Below are 19,621 nucleotides of genomic sequence, written 5' to 3' on the forward strand. Positions count from 1 at the left end.
ACTAAACAACCTAACTAAAGTGATATGCCCTTCCTCCTTGAAGTTGTTTTGGGGGAGTTCTCTTAAACAAAAAAAGCCCGCTTAATTTAGCGGGCAATGAGGTTGTCATGTAGCTCTGAGAACTACTGATTTATTATTTTTTTAGCTAGCTTAAGCTAAGTTAGCTTTAACTTGTGCGTGCAACTCTTGAACTGATGTCACTGATGATTTTGCATCTGCCGTATGAGACATACAGGTTGCAAAAGCAGCGTTCAGAGTTGTGGTGTAGTTCACTTTCTCAGCCAATGCGCCACGACGTAGAACTTTAGAGTCTTCAATTGCTTGGCGACCTGCGGCGGTATTGATGATATAGGTGTATTCATTATTCTTGATTCGGTCAAGAATATGAGGGCGACCTTCATGAACCTTGTTGACTAAGCGTGGATTAATACCAGCTTCGCCCAAAATGACCGCAGTACCATGAGTTGCATCGAGTTGGTAACCCAATTTAACCAGCTTAGAAGCCAAATCAACTACTCGTTGTTTGTCACCTTCACGAACCGATAGCAATGCGCGACCACCTTCAGGGTAAACATTCCCACAACCAAGCTCTGCTTTAGCGTATGCTTCAGCAAACGTTGCACCAACACCCATCACTTCACCTGTTGAGCGCATTTCTGGGCCTAACAGTGGGTCAACACCTGGGAATTTATTAAACGGTAGTACCACTTCTTTTACCGAGTAGTAAGGTGGGATAATCTCTTTGGTGAAGCCTTGCGACTCTAGAGATTGGCCAGCCATTACACGCGCTGCAATTTTTGCCAGTGGGGCGCCCGTTGCTTTTGAAACAAACGGTACAGTACGAGCAGCACGAGGGTTAACTTCAATTAAGTAAACTTCGTTATCTTTAACCGCAAACTGTGTATTCATTAGGCCACGAACACCCAATTCAAACGCCAGTTTTTCAACTTGCTCGCGCATCACATCTTGGATTTCTTGGCTTAACGTGTAAGCTGGAAGAGAACATGCTGAGTCACCAGAGTGAACACCCGCTTGTTCGATGTGCTCCATGATACCGCCAATCACAACGCGCTCACCATCACAGATAGCATCGATATCGACTTCCACTGCATCATCTAGGAAACGGTCAAGCAGTACTGGTGATTCATTCGAAACGCTAACCGCTTCGTTGAAGTAGCGACGTAAATCTTGTTCGTCATAGACGATTTCCATCGCACGACCACCGAGAACATAAGAGGGGCGAACCACGAGAGGGAAACCGATATCTTTCGATTTTTCAATCGCTTGCTCCATAGTCGTTACGGTTGCGTTTTCTGGCTGAAGCAAACCTAAACGGTCAACAGCTTGTTGAAAACGCTCACGGTCTTCTGCGCGGTCAATAGCGTCAGGGCTTGTACCAATGATAGGCACACCAGCAGCTTCAAGTGCGCGAGCCAATTTCAATGGTGTTTGACCACCGTATTGCACAATCACGCCTTTTGGTTTTTCTACGCGTACGATAGAAAGTACATCTTCTAATGTTACTGGTTCAAAGTAGAGACGATCCGATGTGTCGTAATCCGTTGAAACCGTTTCAGGGTTACAGTTAACCATAATGGTTTCGTAACCGTCTTCACGCAGTGCAAGAGAAGCGTGTACACAACAGTAGTCAAATTCAATGCCTTGGCCAATACGGTTAGGACCACCACCAAGTACCATGATTTTGTCTTTATCGGTTGGTTGTGCTTCACACTCTTCATCATAAGAAGAATACATATAAGCCGTGTCAGATGAGAATTCTGCCGCACAAGTATCCACACGTTTGTAAACTGGATGAATATCATGTTGGTCACGCATACGACGAATTTCGCTTTCCGAAACACCAAGTAAGGTTGAAAGACGCGCGTCAGAGAAGCCTTTGCGTTTCATTTTGCGAAGAACATCAGCGTTCAAGCCCGCAAAACCACCCGCTTTAACCTCTTGTTCCATCTTGACTAATTCTTCGATTTGCACAAGGAACCAACGGTCGATGTTGGTTAGGTTAAATACACCATCGACTGACAAACCGGCGCGGAATGCATCAGCAATGTACCAAATACGTTCTGCGCCCGCTTCTTTTAGCTCATGACGAATAGTAGTCAGCGCATCTGGTGCGTCTAGATCAACCATTTCATCTAAACCGTTTACACCGATTTCTAAACCACGCAATGCTTTTTGTAATGACTCTTGTTGGTTACGACCAATGGCCATAACCTCACCCACCGACTTCATCTGTGTCGTCAAGCGGTCATTAGCACCAGCAAATTTCTCGAAGTTAAAACGAGGGATCTTGGTAACAACGTAGTCAATCGTTGGTTCAAACGAAGCCGGAGTCGCGCCACCTGTGATGTCGTTCATTAGCTCATCTAAGGTAAAACCAACCGCCAGTTTCGCTGCGACTTTAGCAATAGGGAAACCTGTTGCTTTAGACGCTAGAGCAGAAGAGCGAGATACACGCGGGTTCATTTCGATGATGACCATACGGCCATCTTTCGGATTGATACCAAACTGTACGTTTGAACCGCCCGTTTCAACGCCGATTTCACGCAATACTGCTAGCGATGCATTACGCATCAATTGATATTCTTTGTCGGTTAGCGTTTGCGCCGGTGCCACTGTGATTGAATCACCCGTATGGATGCCCATTGGGTCAAAGTTTTCAATCGCACAAACAATGATACAGTTGTCCGCTTTATCGCGAACGACTTCCATTTCATATTCTTTCCAACCAATCAAAGACTCATCAATAAGGAGTTCATTGGTTGGAGAAAGATCAAGACCACGACGACAAATTTCTTCGAACTCTTCTTTGTTATACGCAATACCACCACCGGTACCACCCATAGTAAAAGATGGACGAATGATACAAGGGAAGCCGACCATTTCTTGAACGCGATAAGCTTCTTCCATCGTTTTTGCTGTATCGGCACGAGGACAGGCTAAACCGATAGATTTCATTGCCTTATCAAAACGTGAACGGTCTTCTGCTTTATCAATCGCATCAGCCGTTGCGCCAATCATTTCAACACCGAACTCAGCAAGCACACCGTGCTTTTCTAAATCAAGTGCACAGTTAAGCGCCGTTTGACCACCCATAGTTGGCAATACAGCATCTGGACGTTCTTTTTCAATAATCTTGCGTACCACTTCCCAATGAATTGGCTCGATGTAAGTTGCATCGGCCATCTCTGGGTCAGTCATAATAGTGGCAGGGTTTGAGTTAACCAAAATAACTCGATAACCCTCTTCGCGCAGCGCTTTACAGGCTTGAGCGCCTGAGTAGTCAAATTCACATGCCTGACCGATAACAATCGGGCCAGCACCTAGAATTAGAATACTTTTAATGTCAGTACGTTTTGGCATTGTCTACTACTCCGAAATTAAGCGCTGTGTTTTTTGATTAGTTCGATAAAGTGATCGAAAAGCGGGGCTGCATCATGTGGGCCAGGACTTGCTTCAGGGTGACCTTGAAAGCTAAATGCTGGTTTATCCGTGCGATGAATGCCTTGTAATGAGCCATCAAAGAGTGACTTATGTGTCGCTCGAAGGTTTTCAGGCAACGTCGCTTCGTCCGCAGCAAAACCGTGGTTTTGTGATGTAATCATCACTACATTGCGATCTAAATCTTTGACCGGGTGGTTCGCACCATGATGGCCGAACTTCATTTTTACTGTTTTTGCACCAGAAGCTAATGCCAAAATTTGGTGTCCTAGACAAATACCAAAGACCGGTAATTCTTTGTCTAAGAATACTTTGGTCGCTTCAATCGCATAAGTACATGGTTCTGGGTCACCAGGGCCGTTTGATAAAAAGACACCATCTGGTTTTAGCGCAAGAACTTCTTCAGCTGAAGTTTGAGCTGGTACAACAGTTAAGCGGCAGCCTCGGTCAACCAACATGCGTAAGATGTTGCGCTTTGCTCCGAAATCGTAGGCAACAACGTGATATGGCAATTCACTGTCATCTTTCGCTTCTGGAAGCCCACCTTCAAGCGTCCACGAACCTTGTTTCCATTGATACGCTTCTTTTGTTGTAACCTCTTTCGCAAGATCCATTCCTTTTAAGCCAGGGAATTCTTTCGCTTTCGTTAGCGCCAATGCTTGATCTAAGCGATCACCTGCCATAATGCAGCCATTCTGTGCACCTTTCTCACGCAAAATACGAGTTAGCTTACGAGTATCGATATCAGCAATGCCGACGATATTTTGTGATTTCAGGTAATCGGAAAGGGATTTTTCATTACGGAAGTTAGAAGCGATAAGAGGGAGATCGCGAATCACAAGGCCTTGTGCATGAATGGAAGAAGATTCTTCGTCTTCGGAATTGGTTCCGGTATTGCCTATGTGAGGATAAGTGAGAGTAACGATTTGTTGAGAATAAGAAGGATCAGTGAGGATTTCTTGGTACCCCGTCATCGAGGTATTAAAAACAACTTCACCGACAGACGTTCCATCAGCTCCAATGGATACACCGTGGAACACCGTCCCATCTTCTAGGACTAACAGTGCTGATTTACTCAAGACAACCTCCAGGAATAAAAATGCAAAAAAAATAAATTAAACTGCAAATCTGCCTTCCTTTTCGCCATAAGGTAGCGCTATAGGGTGATTTAGACAAATTGGCGGTATTCTAAAGATCGCTGTGATTCCTGTCAACATTTGATAACAAATAAAACTTACATTTAAAGCCTTACACACCAAAAGAGCCATCAAACCATTAAAAAAGCACATTTAACTCATCAAAACGCAAAAAAGGTTTCAATAAACACCACTATATCAATCGACAACGTAATTTCAAAGCAAGCCATTCAAAACAAACAGACGCAAACGTTACTTAAAGCAAAAAGCAGTAAACTTTTGGAAGGTTAAGACAGAAAACAACCCAAACAAAGAGAAATAGTACATTAAAGTGTGAATTAACGAAGATATACAGGAAGATAACTAAAGAGGGAGATTAGTGAGAAAAACAGATGCGCCAGTATTTACTGGCGCATAATTATGTAATTAAAGATCGTTCAAACCCAATACATCCGTCATGCTATAAAAGCCAGCTGGTTTATCATTTAACCAAACAGCAGCTTTAACGGCACCATTGGCAAATGTCATGCGATCTGTCGCTTTGTGAGTAATCTCAACACGCTCACCAATATCGGCAAACATTGCCGTATGTTCACCAACAATGTCACCAGCGCGAATCGTGGCAAAGCCAATTTCATCTTTACTTCGCTCACCAGTAATGCCTTCACGAGCATACACGGCGACATCACTTAATTTATTACCCATCGCTCCAGCAATTGCTTCTCCCATACCGATTGCGGTTCCTGAAGGGGCATCCACTTTATGGCGATGGTGAGCTTCGACAATCTCAATGTCACAGTAATCACCCATCACTCTCGCGGCCTTTTCAAGCAACTTAAAGACGAGGTTCACGCCAACACTGTAGTTGGGAGCCATAACAATTGAGATCTGTTGCGCTGCTGACTCGATGATCGCTTTTTCTGCTTCAGAAAAACCAGTCGTGCCAATCACCAATTTTTTACCGTGTTTTTTACACAGTTCAATATTCGCTAATGTGCTTACAGGAGCAGTAAAATCGATAATCACATCAAAGTGATCAATCGCATTTTGTAGATTATCGACTAAAGCGATATCAAATCGACCTTCACCACATAATTCACCGATATCGACACCGACCAGCGACGATTCTGGACGTTCAGAACCAGCCCCCACTTGAGCATTTGGGTTTTGATAAGTGGCTTTAACTAGGTTGCGGCCCATTCTGCCCGCAGCTCCTGCAATCGCAATTCTCACCATTGCGTTTTTCTCCATTGTTACGCTATCAACCTAAACTGATATCGTTTTATACATTCAAGGTGTTTCTTTAAACTATCAACAATTAATCGCGGTGGCTAGGGCGTGTTGACCGTTGGACGATAAATTTTGTTCAAAATACTTAGGCAAACTCTTTTACCACTCGCTCCAATATCGGTCGATTCGCCTCAGGAAAAGCGTAGTCAGTCAGGTGTGCAACAGGTACCCACTGACCTTGCTGACCTTCTTTGCCATAGGGTTGATGGTTAAATTGAGTCACACATATAAAATCAAACTTTAAGGCTTTATCTGCATAGTCAAACTCTAAGTATTGGTAAGGTGATTGTTCGGTAACATCAATACCGATCTCCTCATTGAGCTCACGAGTAATCGCTTGCTCTACCGTTTCACCAACTTCCAGCTTGCCTCCTGGGAATTCCCAGTACCCACCTTTATGTAAATGTTCTGGTCGCTTTGTAATATAAACTTCTGATTTATCGGCATTAAAAATAATAGCAGCAACAATATGCACACGTTTCATATTAACTCCAATTTAGCTCTAACCTCACAGTAGGTTAAAGAATATTTAGTTAAAAAAAGAGCCGCTTAAGCGACTCTTTACTCAATAAATAGTGATTAACCTATTTGCCCATGGCACTGTTTGTACTTTTTACCGCTACCACAAGGGCAAGGTTCATTACGACCAACTTTGCGCTCTTCGCGCACCATAGGTTGGTGAGCATGCTCATCCGTTTCATCACTACCTTCGGCTAATGGATTTTCAGCATTTTGATGCTGAAACTGCTGGCGACGCGCGGCTTCTTCAGCTTGCGCTTGACGCTGAGCTTCCATACGTTCAACTTCTTCTTGCTGCTGCACACGTACTTTCGACAAAATAGTGATCACATCAGTCTTCAAAGAGTCCAACATATCTTCAAACAGTTCAAATGACTCACGCTTGTACTCTTGTTTCGGGTTCTTTTGTGCATAACCGCGTAAATGAATACCTTGACGCAAGTGATCCATTGCAGCTAAGTGCTCTTTCCACAAGGTATCGAGCGTTTGCAGCATTACGGATTTTTCGAAATTACGAAGTACTGACGCACCAACGGTTTCTTCTTTAGCACGATAAACATTAACGGCTTCTTCAAGAATTCGCTCGCGTAGCGCTTCTTCATACAATTTGTCGTCGGCATCGAGCCAAGCTTGAATTGGAAGCGTTAAATCAAAGTCGTTTTTCAGACGCTCTTCTAATCCGGTAATATCCCACATATCTTCTAAAGATTGAGGTGGAATGTATTCGCTGATCACTGAAGTAAAGACGTCTTGGCGGTTTAACTCAATCATGTCACTGATATCATCAGCATCCATCAGTTCATCACGTAACTCGTAAACCACTTTACGTTGGTCGTTCGCAACATCATCGTATTCAAGAAGCTGTTTACGAATATCAAAGTTACGACCTTCCACTTTTCGTTGTGCTTTTTCAATGGAGCGCGACAGCATCTTACTTTCAATCGCTTCACCTTCATCCATACCACTTTGGATCAAACTTGCCATGCGATCTGAGGTGAAAATTCTCAGTAGAGAGTCTTCCATTGAAAGGTAGAAACGCGATGAACCCGCATCCCCCTGACGACCAGAACGGCCACGTAACTGGTTATCAATACGGCGAGATTCATGACGTTCAGTACCAATAATATGTAAACCACCCGACGCTAATACTTGATCGTGAACGATTTTCCATTCTGCTTTAATAGCATCAATTTGTTCTTGTGTTGGGTTATCTAACTGCTCTATTTGAGCCTGCCAACTGCCACCCAGAACAATATCCGTACCACGACCAGCCATGTTTGTAGCAATGGTCACAGCACTTGGTGTACCCGCTTGCGCGACAATTTCCGCTTCTTTCTCGTGGAATTTAGCATTCAATACATTATGTTTAACTTTGGCTTTTTTCAGAGCATTAGAGAGCAACTCTGATTTTTCAATCGAAACGGTACCCACCAAGGTTGGTTGACCTTTTTCGACGCGGTCTTTGATATCTTCAATGATCGCAGCAAATTTCTCAGCTTCAGTACGATACACCACATCGGGCATGTCATTACGCACCATAGGTTTATTGGTCGGGATAACAACCGTTTCTAAACCATAAATCGATTGGAATTCGAATGCTTCAGTATCCGCAGTACCCGTCATACCTGACAATTTGTTGTATAGGCGGAAGAAGTTCTGGAAGGTAATCGATGCGAGAGTTTGGTTCTCGTTTTGGATTTTAACGCCTTCTTTTGCTTCTACTGCTTGGTGTAAACCTTCAGACCAACGACGCCCAGGCATAGTACGGCCAGTATGCTCATCAACGATGACCACTTCACCATCGTCATTGACGATGTAGTCGACATTCTTTTCAAATAGCACATGGGCACGTAGCGCCGCGTTGACGTGATGCAACAAACTGATGTTAGTTGGTGAGTAAAGCGTGTCTCCCTCTTCCATCAAACCATTTTTAACCATCAATTCTTCTACGAATTCTTGGCCTGTTTCGGTTAGGTGTACCTGCTTAGATTTTTCATCAACGGTGTAGTGACCGTCACCACGATATTCTTCAGAATCTTCTTTATCCTGCTTCTGTAGTAACGGGATGAGCGTGTTAATACGGATATAGAGTTCAGAGCTATCTTCTGCAGGGCCTGAAATTATTAGCGGTGTACGAGCTTCATCAATAAGAATCGAGTCCACTTCATCGACAACAGCAAAGAAGCGCTCACGTTGTACACGGTCTTCTTTACGAAATGCCATGTTGTCACGCAGATAATCGAAACCAAATTCATTATTGGTTCCGTAAAGAATATCAGCTTGGTAAGCGACTTTCTTTTCTTGAGGTGGCATGTTCGGCACATTAATGCCAACTGTCATGCCAAGAAATTCAAATAACGGACGGTTGGTTTCTGCGTCACGTTTGGCTAAGTAATCATTGACCGTTACGATATGCACACCTTTACTTGGCAATGCATTTAGATAAGCAGGTAAAGTTGCGGTTAATGTTTTACCTTCACCCGTACGCATTTCTGCGATTTGGCCAGCATTCAATACCATGCCACCAATTAACTGAACGTCGAAATGGCGCATACCATATACACGCTTAGAAGCTTCACGTACTGTGGCAAATGCCTCAGGAAGCAATTGGTCTAGGGTTTCACCCTGTTCCAAGCGCTGACGAAACTCAACCGTTTTAGCTTTTAATTCTTCATCGGTCAGTGTTTCAAAAGTCGGTTCGTAGCTGTTGATCTCTTTTACAATTTTTCTAAGGCGGCGCAGTGTTCGGTCATTGCGACTGCCAATTACCTTTGTCAGTAGCTTAGTTATCATGTGTTAGGAATCTCTCTTTCTTAGATCGCTTTCGATCTACTCTTAATGCCGTCAGTCTCTACCAGTTTTGAACTAAGGATACTGAGATAAATCATGTATCACAGACATTGTGGCGGTAAGGTATATTTTCAAGGCATTAAATGATTATGTGGCGCATAGTTTAAGGATTTTTTGTCACAACAACCAATATCAAAACTATTTGTTTGAAGCGCACATAATTTTTATCGAGTTTTGAACAGTACTTGAACAACAAAATGGCGTTGTTGCTATACACTTCTAGCCCATAGCCATAGAATGAAAGAGTTGTATTAAGAGGTAGAGACTATGCGCGATCATCGCCCCACTTTAACAAAAGAGCTGATCAGCGATTCATCACTGCGTAAAATTCAAGAACATGCCAGCGAGATCATTGCCTTAAATAAAGTATTGCAAACTTTATTACCTAAAGGCACTGCAGATCATGTACGTGCGGCAAATGTACGTGGTGGACATCTGATTGTGGAAGTGGCGAGTGCAGCAATTAAAATGAAATTGGAATATGACCGCCTATACTTGCTTAATCAATTACGCTCTCAAGGTTTTGCAAAGTTAGTCAGCATTGAGCTAAAGATTAATCCTGGGTTATATCGTAATCGAGGAAAAAAAGATGAGAAAGAGGTCATTGCCAGACCACCACTTTCTGAAAATGCAGCTCAAGTGTTGTTGATGGTTGCTGACCATGCACCACCAAAAATCAAAAAACGTTTAGAAAATATCGCTAAGTTGGCTAAACAAAAAAATAATAAGTAGAAGCAATGGATACAAAAAAAGCCAGACATCTGTCTGGCTTTTTATTGATTCGTTCTATTACGCAAGAACCATATTTGGTTCCGCGAAAGCTACTGGAGAGCCAACTTCTTCTTCGAAAGTCGCCCATTCCCACGCTTCTTGGTCAGCCAGAACGGCGCGCAGTAATTGGTTATTGAGCCCATGACCTGATTTATAGGCACGGAATTCACCAATGATTGCATGACCACACATATAAAGGTCACCGATAGCATCAAGTACTTTATGCGTAACGAATTCATTTGCAAAACGAAGACCTTCTTCATTAAGGATTCGGTACTCATCCAACACGATCGCGCAATCAAAACTACCACCTAAACAAAGGTTTTGTGATTGCAAATATTCGATATCACGCATAAAGCCAAAAGTACGGGCTCTTGAAATCTCTTTCACAAAACCTTGTGAAGAAAAATCAAACACCATGCGTTGTTCATCAGAATCAATCGCTGGGTGTTGGAATTCAATTTCAAAATCCATTCTGAAGCCGTTGTGAGGCACTAACTCTGCCCACTTATCTCCGTCTTCAAATCGCACAGGCTTTTTAATACGAATAAAACGCTTCGGCGCATTTAACGTTTCAATACCAGCTTGCTGCAACAAGTACACAAATGGACTTGCACTGCCATCCATGATCGGAATTTCAGGCGCATCAACTTCGATAATGACATTATCAATACCCATGCCTGCAAGCGCCGCATTTAGGTGCTCAACAGTAGAAATACGGATACCTTGATCATTAACCAATGCTGTACACAGCATAGTGTCACGAACAGATTCAGGGTCAGCAGGGAAATCAACAGGAGGATTTACGTCAGTACGGCGGTAAATAATTCCCGTATTTGCAGCGGCAGGTCGAAGCGTTAATGTGACTTTACGACCAGAGTGAAGGCCCACCCCAGTTGTTTTCACTATTTCTTTCAGAGTACGTTGTCTGATCATCTACTTGCCTCTATGTCAGTGCTACAAAACACGGTCAGTTAAGTACCGACCGCGAATGCTACCATAATTTTGAACAGTGTCAAATTATGTCTAATTTTTAATCAGCCTGACGACGTAAAAATGCTGGGATATCTAGGTACCCACTTTCTTTCTCTGCTTTTGGTGCTGTACTTTGTCCTGCACCAGAAGAAGATGAAACCGTTGACGACGATGCTGATTGCGGTTTTACCTCAACTTTTTCTTGCAAAGGCTGTGCCGCTTTTTCTTCAACTTTGGCCGCTGGTTGCTGAGCCATTTGTTGCGTCTGAACCGTTGGTGCCACTTTCGCTTTACCGCCAGCCACAAGCGTAATATCTGGTTTTTTCTCAGTACCAATACCAGTTGCGACAACGGTCACGCGAATTTCATCCGCCATATCAGGATCTAATGATGTGCCTATAACAACCGTAGCGTTATCAGAAGCGAATGCTTTAACAGTATTACCCACTGTTTCGAATTCATCTAGGCGCATATCCAAACCAGCAGTAATGTTAACAAGCACACCACGAGCACCAGCAAGGTCAATATCTTCCAAAAGAGGGCTAGAAATTGCCATCTCTGCCGCTTCTTCTGCGCGGTCTTCACCTTTTGCCACTCCGCTACCCATCATGGCATGACCCATTTCAGACATCACTGTGCGTACATCAGCAAAGTCGACGTTAATCATACCAGGGCGAGTAATTAGCTCAGCAATACCTTGGACGGCATTTTTAAGTACGTCGTTCGCGCTAGCAAAAGCTTCAAGTAAGGTGATGCCACGACCTAATACTTTAAGTAGCTTTTCATTGGGAATGGTAATCAGAGAATCAACATGCTTAGATAACTCTTCAATTCCTTGCTCAGCAAAAGCTAAGCGTTTTTTCCCTTCAAAGCTAAAAGGTTTAGTCACAACAGCAACCGTAAGAATACCAAGTTCTTTTGCTACTTCTGCAATAACAGGAGCTGCACCAGTACCGGTACCACCGCCCATACCAGCTGCGATAAACACCATATCGGCACCAGTCAGAACTTCTTTAATTCTTTCTCGGTCTTCAAGAGCTGCATCACGTCCAACTTGCGGATTCGCACCAGCACCCAAACCTTTAGTGATATCACCACCAATTTGAATGACACTGCTTACGCTTGTTTTACGAAGTGCTTGCGCATCGGTATTGACACTGATGAATTCCACGCCTTCGATGGACTCACGCACCATGTGTTCAACAGCGTTACCGCCACCACCACCAACTCCAACGACTTTAATTACAGCATCGTCAGACATTTCCATCATCGGTTCAAACATGTGTTATCTCCGTTTTCCCTGCAACTAAGGTTAAAACTCTTTTTGTATCCAGTTACGCAAACGACCAATTAAGCCCGACATTGATTGGCGTTTAGGTTCGCTGTATTCAGTGTCATCATTAATTTGACTATCTTTTGCGTAATGAAGTAAACCAACTGCCGTAGAATGATACGGCTCTTTTACGTAATCAGTGAGGCCACTAACCTCTAGAGGTTTGCCTACTCGAACTTGGTTGCGGAAAACACGTTCCGCACATTCTACCAATCCTTCAATTTGTGCTGCACCACCAGTTAAAACCACACCAGCAGCTAAATGATGTTTTATACCATTTTTACGCAAATTATCTTGGACGGTATCGATAGTTTGGTTAACTAACCCCATTAATTCAGTGTAGCGGGGCTCTATCACTTCCGACAAGGTTTGCCTTTGCAAACTTCTTGACGGTCTGCCACCAACACTCGGGACGTTAACCGTATCATCCTTGCTCACCAGCTCACTCAGCGCACAGCCATATTTCACTTTAATTTCTTCAGCATCACTGACTGGCGTGCCAAAAGCAAAAGCAATATCACTGGTTACTGCGTTTCCTGCGTATGAAAACACTTCAGTATGTCGCAAAGCTCCACCTGTCCAGATGGCAATATCCATAGTCCCTGCGCCAATATCGACCACGCAAACACCAAGTTCTCGTTCATCTTCAGTGATCACAGCATTACTTGCCGCTAAACCGGAATAAACAAGTTGCTCAACTTTCAAGCCACAACGTTCTACCGCTTTAATAATATTTCTCGCCATATCATTGTGGCAAGAAATAAGATGGACGCTCACTTCCATGCGTACACCAGATAAACCAAGCGGGTTTTTAATCCCCTCTTGGTAATCAATCGTAAATTCTTGAGGAATCACGTGCAATATTCTTTGCTCTTCCCCAATTTTTATAGACTTTGCCGTATGAATCGCTCGATCCATGTCTTCTTGAGAAACTTCTTCATCAGAAATAGTTCCCATGCCTTTTTCAATACGGCTCGCAATATGTTTCCCTGATAAAGATAAAAACACAGTGCTAATTTGGCATTCGGCCATTAATTCAGCTTGATCAACCGCTCTTTGGACAGATTTAACCACCGATTCAAGATCGTTAACTCCGCCTTTATCCATCCCGCGAGATGGGCTCGTTCCAGCGCCAATAATATTAATTTGACCGTCAGGCAGTATTTCACCGACTAGAGCTGATACGGTTGCAGTGCCTATATCAAGACCAACAATAATGTTGTCATCAGCGGTCTTAGTCATCTGTACTCTCTTGTGCTAACGCTTGTTCAGGGAACCAGCCTACAGCGGCTCCCGTATCATACCTGAGGTCGATATAGCTGACTTGGTCAGCTTTTCTACCTAAATTCTTATACAGAGAAACAAAACGAGCGATACGCTCATCTAATGACTCTTTACCTAGCTCTAAACGAATACCATTATCTAAAATGATTTGCCAAGCTCGGCGTTCATTAAGAACCAGTGAAGATATATTTAACCCTAATGATTGAAATTTAGGGTTCGTTTTATTCCATACATCCAAGACTTCTTGGTTACTTCCTTCAGGGCCATAAAGCTTAACTCTATCGCCTTTAAGTTGACCAATATCACCATTGAATACAGTGCCCTGCTCGTCTAATAAGGAATTACCATTCCAGATCGCCGTTGCTTGATATTCAGTTAAAAACACCTTAACGGTATCAGGCCATTGCTTGCGGATTGAGGCATGGGCGACCCAAGGGATTGCCTTAACACTCGACTGCAGCACATCAATATCTTGTGACATGAAAGTACCGATATGATCTAACTTAGCAAGAGCACGCTGAACATCTAGTGAAGATACGTATTGCAACTCACCTTGTAAGACAATTTTTGATAGCGGTAATCGCTGGCCATCCCACATCCAACTTAATGTTGAATAGATAAGAGAACCAATCAACAACAACACCACTAGAAAAAAAACACCGCCCAATGCATGTTGTTTCACTAGTGATGAACGGGATACACGCTGGCTTTCATTGAATATACTGATTAACAAAGCCTGATGTTCCTGTTTTCAAATCGCAATCTCATGCCCTATTTAGTTAGCAATAGAGGTAAAAAGCACTGACTTTAACCTTCGGATTATACTGAGGTAGCTAAAAGTATCAAACATTGAAAGCAAGAAATCTGGACTTGATACCATCTTAGTCAATATTGATACACCAATAAGCTGTATAAATTAAAGTTTCTGCATTTTATTGATATTTAGCTCAAGTGTAGCTAGCTGTTTAGCTACTTTGCCGACATCGCCAGCCCCTTGAGTCAATACCAAGTCACCATCTTGCAATACATTAGCGAGAACCGATGGTAAGGTTTTGCTGTCAGGTACAAAAATTGGGTCAATTTTGCCTCGACTACGGATAGTTCGACATAATGATCGACCATCAGCGCCTGCGATTGGTTTTTCACCTGCAGAGTAAACATCCAACATCAGCAACACATCTACCTGCTCAAGGACATTGGCAAAATCATCGTATAAATCTCGGGTACGACTATAGCGATGCGGTTGGAAGATCATCACTAAGCGCTTATCTTGCCAACCACTGCGCGCAGCCTTAATGGTAACGTCTACTTCCGTTGGGTGATGGCCATAATCATCGACTAACATCGCGCAACCATTACCGGTTTCAAATTCGCCCAAATGATCAAATCGACGACCAGTACCTTCGGTGTTCGCCATGGCGGTTAAAATCGCACCATCACTGATATCATCTTCGGTTGCAACCGCAATAGCTGCAGCCGCATTCAAGGCGTTGTGTCGACCTGGTATATTAAGGGTGATATCAAGATTGGCCTTGCCTTTACGCACTACCGTAAACTTACCTTGTTGACCTTTTTGATGATAGTTTTCAATGCGCACATCAGCATCTTCAGAAAAACCGTACGTAATCACTTGGCGGCTGATTCTAGGGATAAGTTCACGAACGACCGGATCATCGATACACACAATAGCCTGGCCATAAAACGGTAAGTTGTGTAGAAAATCGATAAAGGTTTGCTTCAGTGTCTCGAAATCACCACCATAAGTGTCCATATGGTCAGCTTCAATGTTGGTAACAATGCTCACCATGGGTTGCAAATGAAGAAATGAAGCATCACTTTCATCAGCTTCTGCAATCAAAATACGGCTAGAGCCTAAACGAGCATTGGTACCTGCACTTTTCACCAGCCCGCCATTAACGAACGTTGGGTCAAGCCCTGCTTCAGAATAAATTTGAGTTACTAATGCTGTGGTCGTGGTTTTACCATGCGTACCCGCCACGGCAATACCATGACGAAAACGCATCAATTCAGCGAGCATTTCAGCTCGACGGACCACAGGAATACGCAATTCTCGAGCAGCTTTGAGTTCAGGATTTTGCTCATTGATCGCCGTAGACACCACAACAACGCTCGCCTGTTCAATATTACTGGCTTGGTGGCCGAAAAAAATCGTTGCCCCCTTACTCTCTAACCGTTCCGTCACTGGATTAGACGCCATGTCAGAACCGGTAATTTGATAACCTTCGTTAAGTAGTACTTCAGCAATACCACTCATGCCAGCACCGCCAATACCAACAAAATGGATACACTTAACACGGCGCATCTCTGGCACCATAGCGCGGATTTGAGCTAAATCTTGAGTATGTTTAATGGTCATGAAAAGGTCTCGTTATTGGGTAAGTGCAATGATGGCGTCTGCGACGACTTTATCAGCATTAAGCTGTGCAGCTGCGCGTGCTTGTATCGCCATAGCCAATAATTGGTTGCGATCTAACTCGGCAATTTGAGCAGTAAGGCCATCAATAGTTAGTTGAGGCTGCTCGATCATTTTTGCTGCACCACAAGCCACTAGGTGATCAGCATTGAGTGCTTGTTGTCTATCTTTATGCATGAATGGAATAAAAATAGCGCCAACACCGGCTGCAGATACTTCAGAAACGGTTAATGCCCCTGAACGACAGACTAGCAGATCAGCCCATTCATAGGCACCAGCAACGTCATCAATAAACTCGGTGACATGGGCATTGTTGACTTGCAGTTCACGATAAACTTGCTCAACAGCTTGTTGATTATTCTTGCCAGCTTGGTGGCATATTTGATAGCCATCACCAAGCTTAGCCATGACTTCAGGCATCGAGCGATTCAGTATCTGCGCACCTTGACTACCACCCATCACTAAAATTCGAATCGGCTCATCTCTATTTAAGAAACGCGTTTCTGGAGCAGGAAGGTTTGCAACATCTCCTCTTACTGGGTTACCGACAACTTCGGCATTAGCAAATGCACCGGGAAAGGCTTGAAAAACTCGTTTGGCAATTTTAGACAGCCATTGGTTGGTTAAACCAGCTACCGCATTTTGTTCATGTAGTACAACAGGAACCCCCAGTGACCACGCAGCAACACCGCCAGGGCCACTGACATATCCACCCATTCCAAGTACTGCATCCGGTTGCCATTTTTTGATGTAACTACGTGCCTGAAAAATCGCATTGATGATTTGAAAAGGTGCTTTTAGTAAACGCAGTACACCTTGCCCACGTAACCCTTTCACTTTGATAAAATCAATTTCAATACCATGCTTAGGTACGAGATCCGCTTCCATACGATCTGCTGTACCTAACCAACGAATTTCCCAACCTTGCTGTTGAAGTTGTTTGGCTACAGCCAGCCCGGGGAATACATGCCCTCCCGTTCCACCAGCCATCACCATTAAACGTTTATTGTTTGTCATTGGATTCTTTATCTGTAGAGACTAAATTGTGATCTTTAAGTCGACATTCATGATCGATTCTAAGCAAGATTGCGACGGCAACCGACATAATAATTAAACTTGAACCACCATAACTGATCAAAGGTAGAGTTAATCCTTTAGTGGGTACCATACCCGCAGCAGCACCGACATTGACTAGGGTTTGAAAGGCAAACCAAATGCCGATACCAAAGGCTAAATAGCCACCAAATTGCTGATCATGCTCAAAAGCTTTCTTACCAATAAGCACCGCTTTTAATACCAGACTGAAAATCAGTAATAGCACCAAAACAACGCCAACAAAGCCAAGCTCTTCAGCCAGTACCGCAAAAACGAAGTCAGTGTGTGCTTCTGGTAGATACTCTAGTTTTTGAATGGAGTTACCAAGCCCCTGACCAAACCATTCTCCACGGCCGAATGCCATCAAAGATTGCGTTAGCTGATAACCACTGCCGAATGGGTCTTCCCATGGGTCCAAAAAAGAGGTGACGCGACGAATACGGTAAGGCTCTGCGGCAATCAACCCGATCACCGCCATAACCCCCGCCACCATTAACGCAATGAATTGCGATAATTTGGCACCAGCAATAAACAACATACCGAATAAGGTCACCAACATGACGACAACGGTACCTAAATCTGGCTGGCCAAGTAACAAAGCGGCTAACGTACCAAACACCATGATTGGTTTCATAAACCCACCAAAAAAGGTCTGCCTTACCTCATCGTGTTTACGAACCAAGTACCCGGACATGAAAATAAACAATGATAATTTGGCGACCTCGGCAGGCTGTAGATTGAATAGCCCAAGTGGTATCCAACGAGATGCTCCGTTAACCGATTTACCCGCGAGCAACACCACGATAAGCAGCAAAAAAGAGAGGCCAAGCAGGACAGAGCTGTATTGCATCCAACGTTTCATCGGTATTTGTAACACAACCGAAGAGGTTAAAAGCGCCAACATTAGGAAAATGGCATGCCGAAACATAAAGTGAAAAGGTTGTTCGGTAAGACGTGAACTAATTGGAAAAGACGCGGACGTGACCATTACAAGGCCAGTTAACATTAAGCCTAAAGCAATCCACACCAACTGACGGTCGAACAAAGCTTCAGGAGAACTGCTCCTGAACCAATGGCGAGTCGTCGTGAACATGGTTGAAAAAGCCAAAATGCAAGCCCTTACTTACGCATAACGCTGAGCAAGAGCAGCAAACGCATCGCCTCTTGCCATGAAGTTTTTGAATTGATCGAAGCTTGCGCATGCTGGAGACAACATCACCATATCACCATGGCATAGCTGAGGTTTAATCGTGGTCACAATATCTTGCATTGAGTCATAAAACTTTGCCGAAGGATGTAGCGACATAAACTGTTGCCCATCAACCCCAAAGCAACAAAGTTGAACATTTAACGTTTCTAGTATTGGCGCTAACGGTGAAAAATCTGCGCCTTTCCCAACTCCACCCACGAGTAGATACAGGCATCCAGAGCAGTCCAAGCCTGACAAGGCGGCAAGCGTACTGGCCACGTTAGTCGCTTTAGAGTCATTGACCCATTTGACGCCATCCTTTTCGGCAACGACTTGACAGCGATGTGTTAACCCATTGTAAGATTTCAACGCTGTGAGCGCATTAGCATAATCAACACCCGCCAAGTCAAGCAAAGCCATCACCGTCAGCACGTTGGCTATATTATGACGGCCAACAAGACTCAGCTCATTACTGGCTAACACAGGCTGCCCATTGGCAATAAGAAACTCTTGCCCATCAATGACCCTAGTGCAGTAATCGACATTTTGATTCACCGAAAAATAAACGATATTACCAGAGAAATTTTCAGGTTCAGTGGAGCTATCATCCCGATTAACTACTGCTGCTTGCGCATGTTTAAAAATGCGTAGTTTCGCATCACGATACGTCTCCATACCCTCATAGCGATCCATATGATCTTCAGTCAGGTTCAGAAATGCAGCGGACACTAGCTTGAGGTTGGATGTGGTCTCTAGTTGAAAGCTCGACAGTTCCAGTACATAAAGGTCTGCCTCTTCTTGCAGTAGATCTAAAGCCGGTACTCCGATATTACCGCCAACAGCAACTTTAACTCCAGCCGCTTTAGCCAGCACTCCAGTCAAGTCAGTCACGGTACTCTTACCATTTGAACCAGTGATAGCAATGACCGGTTTATCTACCTGCCAAGCGAAAAGTTCAATATCGCCAATCACAGGAATATTGGCTGCGATGGCTTGCTGGATCTCTGGAGTCGCCAAGGCAATTCCAGGATTTGCAACAATTAAGTCTGCCTCTAGTAACCATGATAGATTCCAACTGCCATGATGTAGAGCAACCTCAGAAGTTAGTTGATCTTGGCTTGGTGGATTATCTCGAGTATCGATCACTTTAATCGATAATGAACGGTCTAAATGACGCAGATAATTAACAACAGAGAGCCCGGTCATACCGAGCCCAACTACCACAACATTTTTAATACCTTGCCAACGATCCATCTTTCCATCCATTTAACGCTGTCGACGAAGAG

At 43.7% G+C, this 19,621-nt stretch carries 14 protein-coding genes; 1 reads left to right on the plus strand and 13 read right to left on the minus strand.

Annotated elements, in window-relative coordinates:
* Positions 1-150 precede the first annotated feature (150 nt).
* The 5 genes from carB to secA form a co-directional block, all read right to left on the minus strand.
* A complete protein-coding gene (carB, locus tag EYW48_RS01110) occupies positions 151-3,381 on the minus strand; it encodes a carbamoyl-phosphate synthase large subunit (protein ID WP_053310792.1) in 3,231 nt (1,076 codons plus the stop codon).
* 17 nt (positions 3,382-3,398) lie between these two features.
* A complete protein-coding gene (gene carA, locus EYW48_RS01115) occupies positions 3,399-4,538 on the minus strand; it encodes a glutamine-hydrolyzing carbamoyl-phosphate synthase small subunit (RefSeq protein WP_168521101.1) in 1,140 nt (379 codons plus the stop codon).
* Between the two features lie 483 nt (positions 4,539-5,021).
* Positions 5,022-5,846 (minus strand): 4-hydroxy-tetrahydrodipicolinate reductase, encoded by an 825-nt coding sequence (gene dapB / locus EYW48_RS01120; RefSeq protein ID WP_171375415.1) that lies wholly within the window; start codon positions 5,844-5,846, stop codon positions 5,022-5,024.
* Positions 5,847-5,970: 124 nt separating this feature from the next.
* Positions 5,971-6,369 (minus strand): 8-oxo-dGTP diphosphatase MutT, encoded by a 399-nt coding sequence (mutT, locus tag EYW48_RS01125; RefSeq protein ID WP_168521099.1) that lies wholly within the window; start codon positions 6,367-6,369, stop codon positions 5,971-5,973.
* A 95-nt stretch (positions 6,370-6,464) separates the two neighbouring features.
* The gene (gene secA / locus EYW48_RS01130) at positions 6,465-9,197 is read right to left on the minus strand and encodes a preprotein translocase subunit SecA (RefSeq protein WP_277431772.1); all 2,733 of its coding nucleotides are present in this window, start codon (positions 9,195-9,197) and stop codon (positions 6,465-6,467) included.
* A 324-nt stretch (positions 9,198-9,521) separates the two neighbouring features.
* Here secA and EYW48_RS01135 point away from each other — a divergent pair, with 324 nt between their 5' ends.
* Positions 9,522-9,986, plus strand: coding sequence for a DciA family protein (locus EYW48_RS01135; protein WP_053310787.1), 465 nt, complete (start codon positions 9,522-9,524; stop codon positions 9,984-9,986).
* A 57-nt stretch (positions 9,987-10,043) separates the two neighbouring features.
* Here the strand turns inward: EYW48_RS01135 and lpxC are convergent, their stop codons facing one another.
* The 8 genes from lpxC to murD form a co-directional block, all read right to left on the minus strand.
* On the minus strand, positions 10,044-10,961 hold the full coding sequence (gene lpxC / locus EYW48_RS01140; RefSeq protein ID WP_171979717.1) for a UDP-3-O-acyl-N-acetylglucosamine deacetylase: 918 nt from the start codon (positions 10,959-10,961) through the stop codon (positions 10,044-10,046).
* Positions 10,962-11,058: 97 nt separating this feature from the next.
* On the minus strand, positions 11,059-12,282 hold the full coding sequence (gene ftsZ, locus EYW48_RS01145; RefSeq protein WP_053310785.1) for a cell division protein FtsZ: 1,224 nt from the start codon (positions 12,280-12,282) through the stop codon (positions 11,059-11,061).
* A 30-nt stretch (positions 12,283-12,312) separates the two neighbouring features.
* A complete protein-coding gene (gene ftsA, locus EYW48_RS01150; protein WP_053310784.1) occupies positions 12,313-13,575 on the minus strand; it encodes a cell division protein FtsA in 1,263 nt (420 codons plus the stop codon).
* Positions 13,568-14,350, minus strand: coding sequence for a cell division protein FtsQ/DivIB (locus tag EYW48_RS01155; protein WP_053310783.1), 783 nt, complete (start codon positions 14,348-14,350; stop codon positions 13,568-13,570). Before EYW48_RS01155 ends, ftsA begins: the two co-directional genes overlap by 8 nt.
* 183 nt (positions 14,351-14,533) lie before the next feature.
* Positions 14,534-15,994, minus strand: a complete 1,461-nt coding sequence (gene murC / locus EYW48_RS01160; protein WP_277431773.1) for a UDP-N-acetylmuramate--L-alanine ligase — start codon at positions 15,992-15,994, stop codon at positions 14,534-14,536.
* Between the two features lie 12 nt (positions 15,995-16,006).
* Positions 16,007-17,068 (minus strand): undecaprenyldiphospho-muramoylpentapeptide beta-N-acetylglucosaminyltransferase, encoded by a 1,062-nt coding sequence (gene murG, locus EYW48_RS01165; RefSeq protein ID WP_277431774.1) that lies wholly within the window; start codon positions 17,066-17,068, stop codon positions 16,007-16,009.
* Positions 17,055-18,239, minus strand: coding sequence for a cell division protein FtsW (gene ftsW, locus EYW48_RS01170; protein WP_168523931.1), 1,185 nt, complete (start codon positions 18,237-18,239; stop codon positions 17,055-17,057). Before ftsW ends, murG begins: the two co-directional genes overlap by 14 nt.
* A gap of 30 nt (positions 18,240-18,269) precedes the next feature.
* The gene (gene murD / locus EYW48_RS01175) at positions 18,270-19,589 is read right to left on the minus strand and encodes a UDP-N-acetylmuramoyl-L-alanine--D-glutamate ligase (RefSeq protein WP_171979722.1); all 1,320 of its coding nucleotides are present in this window, start codon (positions 19,587-19,589) and stop codon (positions 18,270-18,272) included.
* Between the last annotated feature and the right edge of the window lie 32 nt (positions 19,590-19,621).

It is taken from the genome of Vibrio sp. 1180_3, assembly GCF_029478545.1.
In the GTDB taxonomy this organism is placed as follows: Bacteria; Pseudomonadota; Gammaproteobacteria; order Enterobacterales; family Vibrionaceae; genus Vibrio; species Vibrio aestuarianus.